Origin of the sequence: Bacteroides sp. NSJ-48 (assembly GCF_014287405.1) — a bacterium.
GTDB lineage: Bacteria > Bacteroidota > Bacteroidia > Bacteroidales > Bacteroidaceae > Bacteroides > Bacteroides stercoris.
In genome coordinates this window covers 1-8,128 of record NZ_JACOOD010000077.1, presented here as the reverse complement: position 1 = coordinate 8,128, position 8,128 = coordinate 1, and the positions used below count along the sequence as shown (strand labels likewise).

At 41.8% G+C, this 8,128-nt stretch carries 9 protein-coding genes; 3 read left to right on the top strand and 6 right to left on the bottom strand.

Going from position 1 to position 8,128, the window contains the following annotated elements; all coding sequences use genetic code 11:
- Nucleotides 1–373 precede the first annotated feature (373 nt).
- The 6 genes from H8S52_RS20090 to H8S52_RS19055 all read right to left on the bottom strand — a co-directional run bounded on the left by H8S52_RS20090 (nt 374) and on the right by H8S52_RS19055 (nt 6,354).
- Complete coding sequence (locus tag H8S52_RS20090) at nt 374–730, bottom strand: helix-turn-helix domain-containing protein (protein ID WP_016662505.1); 357 nt, start codon at nt 728–730, stop codon at nt 374–376.
- A gap of 247 nt (nt 731–977) precedes the next feature.
- Nucleotides 978–2,363, bottom strand: a complete 1,386-nt coding sequence (gene mnmE, locus H8S52_RS19075) for a tRNA uridine-5-carboxymethylaminomethyl(34) synthesis GTPase MnmE (protein WP_186910384.1) — start codon at nt 2,361–2,363, stop codon at nt 978–980.
- A 65-nt stretch (nt 2,364–2,428) separates the two neighbouring features.
- Nucleotides 2,429–3,307 carry a nucleoside phosphorylase gene (locus tag H8S52_RS19070; RefSeq protein ID WP_186910383.1) on the bottom strand — a complete coding sequence of 293 codons (879 nt, stop codon included), beginning with the start codon at nt 3,305–3,307 and terminating at the stop codon, nt 2,429–2,431.
- Between the two features lie 95 nt (nt 3,308–3,402).
- The gene (floA, locus tag H8S52_RS19065) at nt 3,403–4,404 is read right to left on the bottom strand and encodes a flotillin-like protein FloA (RefSeq protein WP_117985939.1); all 1,002 of its coding nucleotides are present in this window, start codon (nt 4,402–4,404) and stop codon (nt 3,403–3,405) included.
- Nucleotides 4,405–4,445: 41 nt separating this feature from the next.
- On the bottom strand, nt 4,446–4,916 hold the full coding sequence (locus H8S52_RS19060) for an NfeD family protein (protein WP_186910382.1): 471 nt from the start codon (nt 4,914–4,916) through the stop codon (nt 4,446–4,448).
- A gap of 7 nt (nt 4,917–4,923) precedes the next feature.
- Nucleotides 4,924–6,354: a M48 family metallopeptidase gene (locus H8S52_RS19055; RefSeq protein WP_186910381.1), complete on the bottom strand. Its 1,431-nt coding sequence runs from the start codon at nt 6,352–6,354 to the stop codon at nt 4,924–4,926.
- A gap of 136 nt (nt 6,355–6,490) precedes the next feature.
- Between H8S52_RS19055 and H8S52_RS19050 the strand changes: the two genes are divergently transcribed.
- Genes H8S52_RS19050 through H8S52_RS19040 form a run of 3 tightly spaced genes read left to right on the top strand, consistent with a single transcriptional unit; the run spans nt 6,491 to nt 7,875 of the window.
- Nucleotides 6,491–7,252, top strand: a complete 762-nt coding sequence (locus tag H8S52_RS19050) for an ATP-binding protein (RefSeq protein ID WP_186910380.1) — start codon at nt 6,491–6,493, stop codon at nt 7,250–7,252.
- A 28-nt stretch (nt 7,253–7,280) separates the two neighbouring features.
- Nucleotides 7,281–7,481 (top strand): DMT family protein, encoded by a 201-nt coding sequence (locus H8S52_RS19045; protein ID WP_370527592.1) that lies wholly within the window; start codon nt 7,281–7,283, stop codon nt 7,479–7,481.
- Nucleotides 7,482–7,503: 22 nt separating this feature from the next.
- A complete protein-coding gene (locus H8S52_RS19040) occupies nt 7,504–7,875 on the top strand; it encodes a DMT family protein (RefSeq protein WP_016662458.1) in 372 nt (123 codons plus the stop codon).
- Nucleotides 7,876–8,128: the final 253 nt, after the last annotated feature.

The following is an 8,128-nucleotide window of genomic DNA, read 5'->3' as shown; positions in this document are numbered from 1 at the left end:
TATAATTGGAATATAGCAACTTGTTGCCAAATGCATGAGGAAAAAGCAGCATAGCCAAAAGAAAATATAGCAGAACTTAAAATATAAATGAGGTTGTGCCAACGTTTTGACACAACCTCATAAGCTTTTCATTGAGAATAAATAAGATAGCAATAAAATGTTAAGTTTATAGTGCTGGATTGTAATATTTAAACGTTTACTGCTATGTTATCAGCGGCTAAAGTTACAGAGATTTATTGTATGACGGATGATTTTGCAGGGAATTTATGTTGCACAGGAAAAAATATATGGTTGGGAATAAAATACTGCAATATGTTCAAATTGTATGTAAGTATCCGATAAAGTACACATTGTACAGTTAGGGAATCCTCAGTTACTTTGCAAATAAGTTATCAATATCCTCCTTTTTTAATAGAAATTTATATCCAAGTCGGGAGGCTTTTAGTTCACCTCTTTTCAGATAGCTGTAAAGAGTAGGTCGGGTTACTCCAATGTATGTGGCAGCTTCTGTGATCGTAAGAATAGGCTTATCTCTGATTTTTGCAATCGGCCTCTCCTTGATGACTTTTTCGACAATTTGGTTGTTAGCCTTAATAGAAGCCTCACGTTTCTTCTGTTTATACAGAAGGTTTGCACATCTGTGCGAACAACAGGTTGTAGTTGTTTTATGCGCAATGAATTCTTGCTTGCACCACGCACAGGTTCGTCTGATTTCAATGTTGCTACTCATGTTATTTCTCCTTATTTCTCCAATATTTTTGTATAACTCCGTAAAATCCCGTAAAATGGCGTAAAAGTTCTCCACGACCTTGTCAACGAAAATCCTCAGATTTCGTGGTGAGGTACACAGGAGGTACAAAAAATGGCGTAAAAAGGCTTAGCAACGATTATCAACGATACTTGAGCAACAAAAAAGGCGCCCGTAAAGAGCGCCATATTAATTGATTGTAATCAATTAATATTTTATAATCAGATATTTACTTGCCGATGCAAAAGTGCTGAAATATATTCTGTAATACCATATCATTTGTCACTTCTCCCGCAATATCGCTTAAGTGGAAAATACATTCCCGAATATCTTGTGATATGAAATCACCGGAAATATTATTAGTCAGACCCTCTTGCACTCGATGGATAGCTTCTAATGCATTGTTTAATGCTTCATAATGGCGTACATTAGTAACTATAACATCATTTTGCGTAACTGTAGGAAGATGGGCAGATGTTATCAGCATTCGTTGAAGTTCTTCGATATGTTCTCTTTTTTTTGCGGATAGGGTGATTGACTGTACATTATCAGGGAAATTGTCAGGAATACTATTCTGTATATTATCCACTAAATCGGCTTTGTTATAAACAAGGATAAGCTGCTTTCTTTCACAACGGGGAAGGAGTTGACCGGCCAACTGTGTTATTTGAGCTTGGGCATTCGTAGCATCAATCATCCAAAGGACAATTTCTGCTTGATCCAACTTTTGGAAAGTGCGTTCGATACCGAGGCTTTCAATTGTATCGCTAGTTTCACGAATACCTGCTGTGTCGATGAATCTGAAAGTAATGCCACCTATATTGACAGTATCTTCTATTATATCCCGTGTAGTGCCATGAATGTCGCTAACAATAGCTTTGTCTTCATTAAGTAAGACATTGAGCAATGTAGACTTTCCTGCATTCGTTTCACCGATAATGGCTACAGGAACGCCGTTTTTGATGGCGTTACCTACGTTGAATGAATTAACCAAACGAGCTATGACTTTCTCTATGTTGTTCGCTAGTTGGCAAAGTTCGGAGCGGTCGGCAAATTCCAGTTCCTCGTGATCGCTGAAATCCAATTCCAATTCGATGAGTGAGGTGAAATGGAGTAATTGGTCACGTAAGGTAGCAAGTTCCTTACTGAAACCGCCTCGCATTTGGCTCATGGCAAGACGGTGGGTCGCTGCAGACGATGAGGCAATCAGATCGGCAACTGCTTCTGCTTGACTCAGGTCCATTTTCCCATTTAGAAATGCACGCTGGGTATATTCGCCCGGGGCAGCCATGCGACAACCATTCTTGATGAGTAGTTGTAATACTTTCTGAAGAATATAGGCAGAACCGTGGCAAGTGATTTCCGTACTGTTCTCACCAGTATAGGAGTGAGGAGCACGAAACAGACTAACGAGTACTTCATCTATAACTTCAGAGCCGTCATAAATCCGTCCAAAAGTAAGTGTGTAAGGCTTGCTGTCCCCTAACTCTCTATTAGTAGCGGCAGGAGTAAAAATACAAGATGTGATTTCGATAGCTTCCGGTCCGGAAACGCGAATACATCCAATAGCCCCGCCCTGGGCGGTAGCTATGGCACAGATAGTATCTTGGTTCATTATTTACAGCTTGTTTTATGACGCAAAGATAGTGCTTTCTTCTGATTTTATATCCGATAAGATATTTAAATACGTTCGAGTACTTTAAGAATAAGATGGTCAATTGTATTTTTATATCCGGTGTTGGCTTCTTTAATTAATCGGTTGGCAATTACCATGCAGACAGTCATGGCTTTATGCCCCATCAAACGACTGAGGCCGGCCAGTGCGGAACTTTCCATTTCGAAATTGGTAATCTTATAACCGTTGTATTCGAATTGCTCGATTTTTTCGTTCTGATGCGGGTCTGCCAGGGGAACACGCAGTTCACGTCCTTGCGGACCGAAGAAACCGCCGGCAGCGATGGTGACGCCTCGTACCATATCATCTCCCGCTATACGGTCTATCAATTCGGCATTGGCATCAATTACGTAAGGGGCGGGAGCACACATGTTTCCCGACCATCCCATGTGGTTGAGGAAAGCGCGTTCAAAGGGCAGGTCGCAAACTGCATTACGTCCGGCATAGAAGTTCAGCAGGCCGTCGAAACCAATGGATTTGGCAGAACATATAAAAGTTCCTACGGGCGTGTAAGGTTGCAAACCGCCACACGTACCGATACGGACCAGTTCCAATTGACGCAGTTGGGGCTTTTCCTCTCTCGTCTGGAAGTCGATGTTAGCGAGTGCGTCCAATTCGTTCATAACAATATCAATGTTATCGCAACCGATACCAGTGGAAACAACGGTGATTCGCTTACCTTTATAAGTACCTGTAATTGTCTTGAATTCGCGGCTCTCCACTTCACATTCTTTATTCTCGAAATGTGAAGCAACCAATGCTACCCGGCCGGGGTCACCTACGAGGATTACTTTATCTGCCAGCCATTCAGGCTTTACGTGTAAATGGAACACGGAACCGTCTTCGTTGATAATAAGTTCGGAAGATGCAAAACACTTTTTCATGTTACGAGGTATTATAAGTTCGTTTATAAAGAGATAACGTCGGCAACTGGTTTCTGTTCACCGGTTCCGACGTTTATATAGGTAACTTTACCGGTTTATTTGCTCAATGGCTGGTTAGATGTACTGGTTACCGGTTTGGCAATGTTCTCACGCATCGAAGTGTCGGCCTCGATGTTTTTCATCCGGTAATAATCCATTATGCCCAGATTGCCGCTGCGGAAAGCTTCTGCCATAGCCTTAGGCACTTCTGCTTCGGCTTCGATAACTTTAGCGCGTGCTTCCTGTGCTTTGGCTTTCATTTCCTGCTCGCTGGCAACGGCCATGGCACGGCGCTCTTCGGCTTTTGCTTGAGCGATATTTTTGTCCGCATTTGCTTGGTCTATCTGTAAAGCTGCACCGATGTTCTTGCCTATGTCGATGTCGGCAATATCAATAGACAGGATCTCAAAAGCCGTACCGGCATCCAATCCTTTGCGAAGCACTAATTTGGAAATGGAGTCGGGATTTTCCAAAACCGATTTATGGTTTTCGGAAGAACCGATAGACGATACGATACCTTCGCCTACACGGGCAAGGATTGTATCTTCTCCGGCGCCACCTACCAACTGGCGGATATTGGCACGTACGGTTACACGGGCTTTGGCAATCAACTGGATACCGTCTTTTGCCACGGCTGTGACGGGCGGGGTATCAATCACCTTTGGGTTTACTGACATTTGGACTGCCTCAAACACATCACGTCCGGCAAGGTCGATGGCGGTGGCCATTTGAAAAGGCAATTCAATGTTGGCTTTCGAAGCGGATACCAAAGCATGCACTACTTTCTCAACGTGTCCGCCCGCCAGATAGTGTGCCTCCAGTTCATCGCGGGTGATGTTGCTCAAGCCGGCTTTATGTGCTTCAATCAGGCCAGGCACAATAATATAGGGCGGCACGTTACGAATACGCATCAGAAATAGTTGAACCAGTGATATGTTGACTCCTGAAACTTTGGCAGACAGCCATAGGAAAAACGGTACATAGTGGAAAAACAGTACCAGGAAAATGATACCGCCTATGATAGTGAAGGCAGTGAGATACATCGTGCTTGGATCCATGATTTTAGTTATTAATGATTACTTATTTAATGATTTGCAATTTACGGTTTGTTTTTCTCCACAAGTATCACTCCGTCTGTAATGCGGTTTACTATAATGGGAGTTTTCTCATTCAGAAAACCGTCTGTGGATTTTACTTCTACGATATCACCATTTATTTCGGCATACCCAATAAGGGCAAGACGGGTAGTGGTAATGCCGGTATCGCCAATTTTTACTTTCTCTTCGGCACTACGGTCTACTTTTGAAGTGATGTTTTTCTTCAAAGCTATCTTATCCAGGGTTTTGGAATGCATGAACCACACTAATGAACCAACGCAGGTTATGACGGATATGGTAAGTGTGATGAACCCAGCTGTTGCTCCTAAATTGGCAAAAGCGTAGTAGTTGGCATAAATGATGCAACCACCTGCCAAAAATCCGGCAATGCTGATGCCTGGTATGATGAATAGCTCTACGAGGAACAGTATAACTGCTGCAACGACTAAAATTGCGATGATGAATATGTCCATAACTGTTCTATTTAATGGTTTGCTTTTCTAATTTCCGCACTTGGATAGCAGTACGGTCTACTTCGTTAGCCAACTGTAGCACTCGTTTTTCCAAATCGAGTATAGCTGGAGCCATTTTGCTTCTTTCGTTCTGGTTGGCACGCGAATATTGGGTGCGCATATTTTCCAGTTTATTTTGTTGCTGGTTATAGCTTTCTTTCAGTTGGAGATAGTTCCTGAATTGCGCTTTTGCTTGCGGAGAGCGGAAATCGGCAGCATAATGATAGATATTCCTGTCATCAATTACAAACTCAAATTCGTGCCGCTTCTTTATTTTCATTTTTTCCTGCATCGTTTCCTGCAGGCGTTTCCTTGCATCGGCTACCAGGCTTTCATTCGTCCAGGTATCTCTGATGGAATGGAGTTGGGCAAGCTTTATCAGTTTGTTTTTATCCATGCTTTCATAGTTGTATACTTGTTTGGATGAGGCAGGAATGAATACATATACACATACTTTGCCTTCCGGCTGATAACGATCTGATGCAAACCAGCCGAGGTTGTTGAATTCGTCTATAACGTACATATAATCATTATAAGGCGAGTTGAAAGGCATTCCTACATTTTCCGGAGTCAGATAAGTGTCTGTATTTGTATTGTAGCGTGTTACGAAAATATCGTATCCACCCATTGATGCAGGACCATCTGCTGCATAATAGATAGTGATGCCGTCAGCCAATACGTATGGATAACTGGCATTCATGGACTCGTTGATACTGCCGGGGAGCATATTGCCTTTGCCCCATTCGTTCATCATTTTATTGCGCGATAAGATGTTGAGCGCACTGTCTTTCTGTAACTCGCTATAATAGATTTTATTCCCTAACTCTGTTTCATATACAGTGCCGCCTTTGCTATTGGAATTTTCAAAGTAGGTATCGTACATGAACAATTTCCCAGATTCAGGACTGATTTTGTACGCTTCGAGAAAATCTTTCTTGTCTACGACAAAACTGTCAATGAAGCACACTTCTTCTACGCCTTTCAGCAGACGGAGGTTGGCTTTGCTCTTTTCCAGAAGTTTTTCGGCTTCAGCGGTCGAACGTCTTCTTTTTGTCAGTTCTGCAATATAGTCTTCGTAAGTGCCGACGGCATCTTCAAATCGGTAAACGGCATTATAAGCCTGTGCCAAATAGAGTTGTCCGCTGGTGACCCGGCGTTTTACGGCTGTTTCCAGATACTTTATAGCTTCTTCCGCTTCTCCCGTATTCAGACAACATACGCCATACCACAAATTATAATTCCCGTTATTAGGTTGTGATTTTACAAATTTCTTAAAAACGGGCTTTGCCTGTTCGTATTGTCCTTTTTCATAGAGTATTTTTGCTTGGGCAAGGGTTTGTGCTGAAGCATGTATTCCAAAGAAGCCAAACAAGAAAAGCAGTATATATTTATTCTTCATACTAAAAATCTTTTTTAATGAGTTCAAAAATACGAATTAATCCGGAATAAAGCTCTTTTCCGTAATTCTATTATGTTAATTCTTCTTTAAATGATTCTTTTCAGTTACTTTTGCAGCCAATTTTCAACTGATTATTATGGCACTATTTACAGAGGAAGAGAAGACATTACGGCGTATAGAGAAACGCTTTGCCAAAGGAGTGGTGGAGTACGGACTGATAGAAGAGGGCGATAAAATCCTTATCGGGCTTTCCGGCGGCAAGGACTCTTTGGCGTTGGTGGAACTGTTGGCGCGTCGTTCCCGGATTCTGAAGCCACGGTTTTCGGTGGTTGCTGCCCATGTGGTAATGAGAAACATCTCTTATCAGAGCGATACGGATTACCTCAGAAGCTATGCGGAGTTGCAGGGAGTGCCTTTCGTGCTGTACGAAACGGAGTTTGATGCGAGTACGGATACCCGCAAGTCTCCTTGTTTCCTGTGTTCGTGGAATCGGCGCAAGGCTTTGTTCACTGTGGCAAAGGAACAGGGGTGTAACAAAATAGCCTTGGGGCATCACATGGATGATATTCTGGAAACGTTGCTGATGAATATTACGTATCAGGGGGCGTTCGGTTCGATGCCGCCGCGGCTGGTAATGAAGAAGTTCGACATGACGATTATCCGCCCGATGTGCCTTGTGCACGAATCCGATTTGGCGGAATTGGCGGCGATAAGGAACTATCGGAAGCAGGTGAAGAATTGTCCTTACGAGTCGCAGTCGAGCCGGAACGCGATGAAAGGTATCCTGCATCGTCTGGAAGAGATGAATCCCGAAGCCCGGTACAGTTTGTGGGGGAGCATGAGCAATGTGCAGGAAGAGTTGCTGCCACGGAAGAATGAAGGCGGGACAAGCCGCTGACAAGCAATTTCTAATCACTAATCATTATATGAAAGCTTTTTACACCATTTTACTTTTGATTGTATCCAATGTCTTCATGACGTTTGCCTGGTACGGGCATTTGAAGTTGCAGGAGATGAAAGTTATCTCCAACTGGCCTCTCTATGCCATTATTTTGTTCTCATGGATGATAGCGTTGGCGGAGAATAATGCAATAAAAAGTCCCCTGTTATTAAATAGTTATAAATAATTGATAATAAATAAAATAGCTTATGAAATCATTTTATACAATAGGATTGTTAATTATTTCTAATATATTTATGACCTTTGCATGGTACGGTCATTTGAAGTTGAAACAAGAATCTTCTTGGTTTGCTTCTTTACCTTTAATAGGAGTGGTAACTTTCAGTTGGTCAATTGCTTTTTTTGAATATCTTTTTCAAATTCCAGCTAATCGTATTGGATTTATAGATAATGGTGGTCCTTTTTCTTTAATGCAGTTAAAGATAATTCAAGAAGTGATAACCCTTATTATCTTTACGGTATTTACTACTGTACTATTTAAAGGAGAATCATTACATTGGAATCATATTGCAGCATTCGTATGTTTGATATTGGCTGTGTATTTTGTATTTATGAAATAGTTGTAAGATAATTCTTTATTCTGTTTTTATATTGCGATACTATTGAATGTAACTTAACTACCACTTCTGGAAATAAAAAGAGGTTGTGTCAAAACGCTGACACAGCCTTTTTTTATGCGCAAAGCCCAGACTTTCTCAAGCCCGGGCTTTGTTATTACCCAAAGTTTTCGTATCTTTAGGCATAAAGTTTTTCGTTATGGCAAAGTTACATTTTCGTCCTTACATTCCCAACCAAACCGTTCTTTTTCCACAA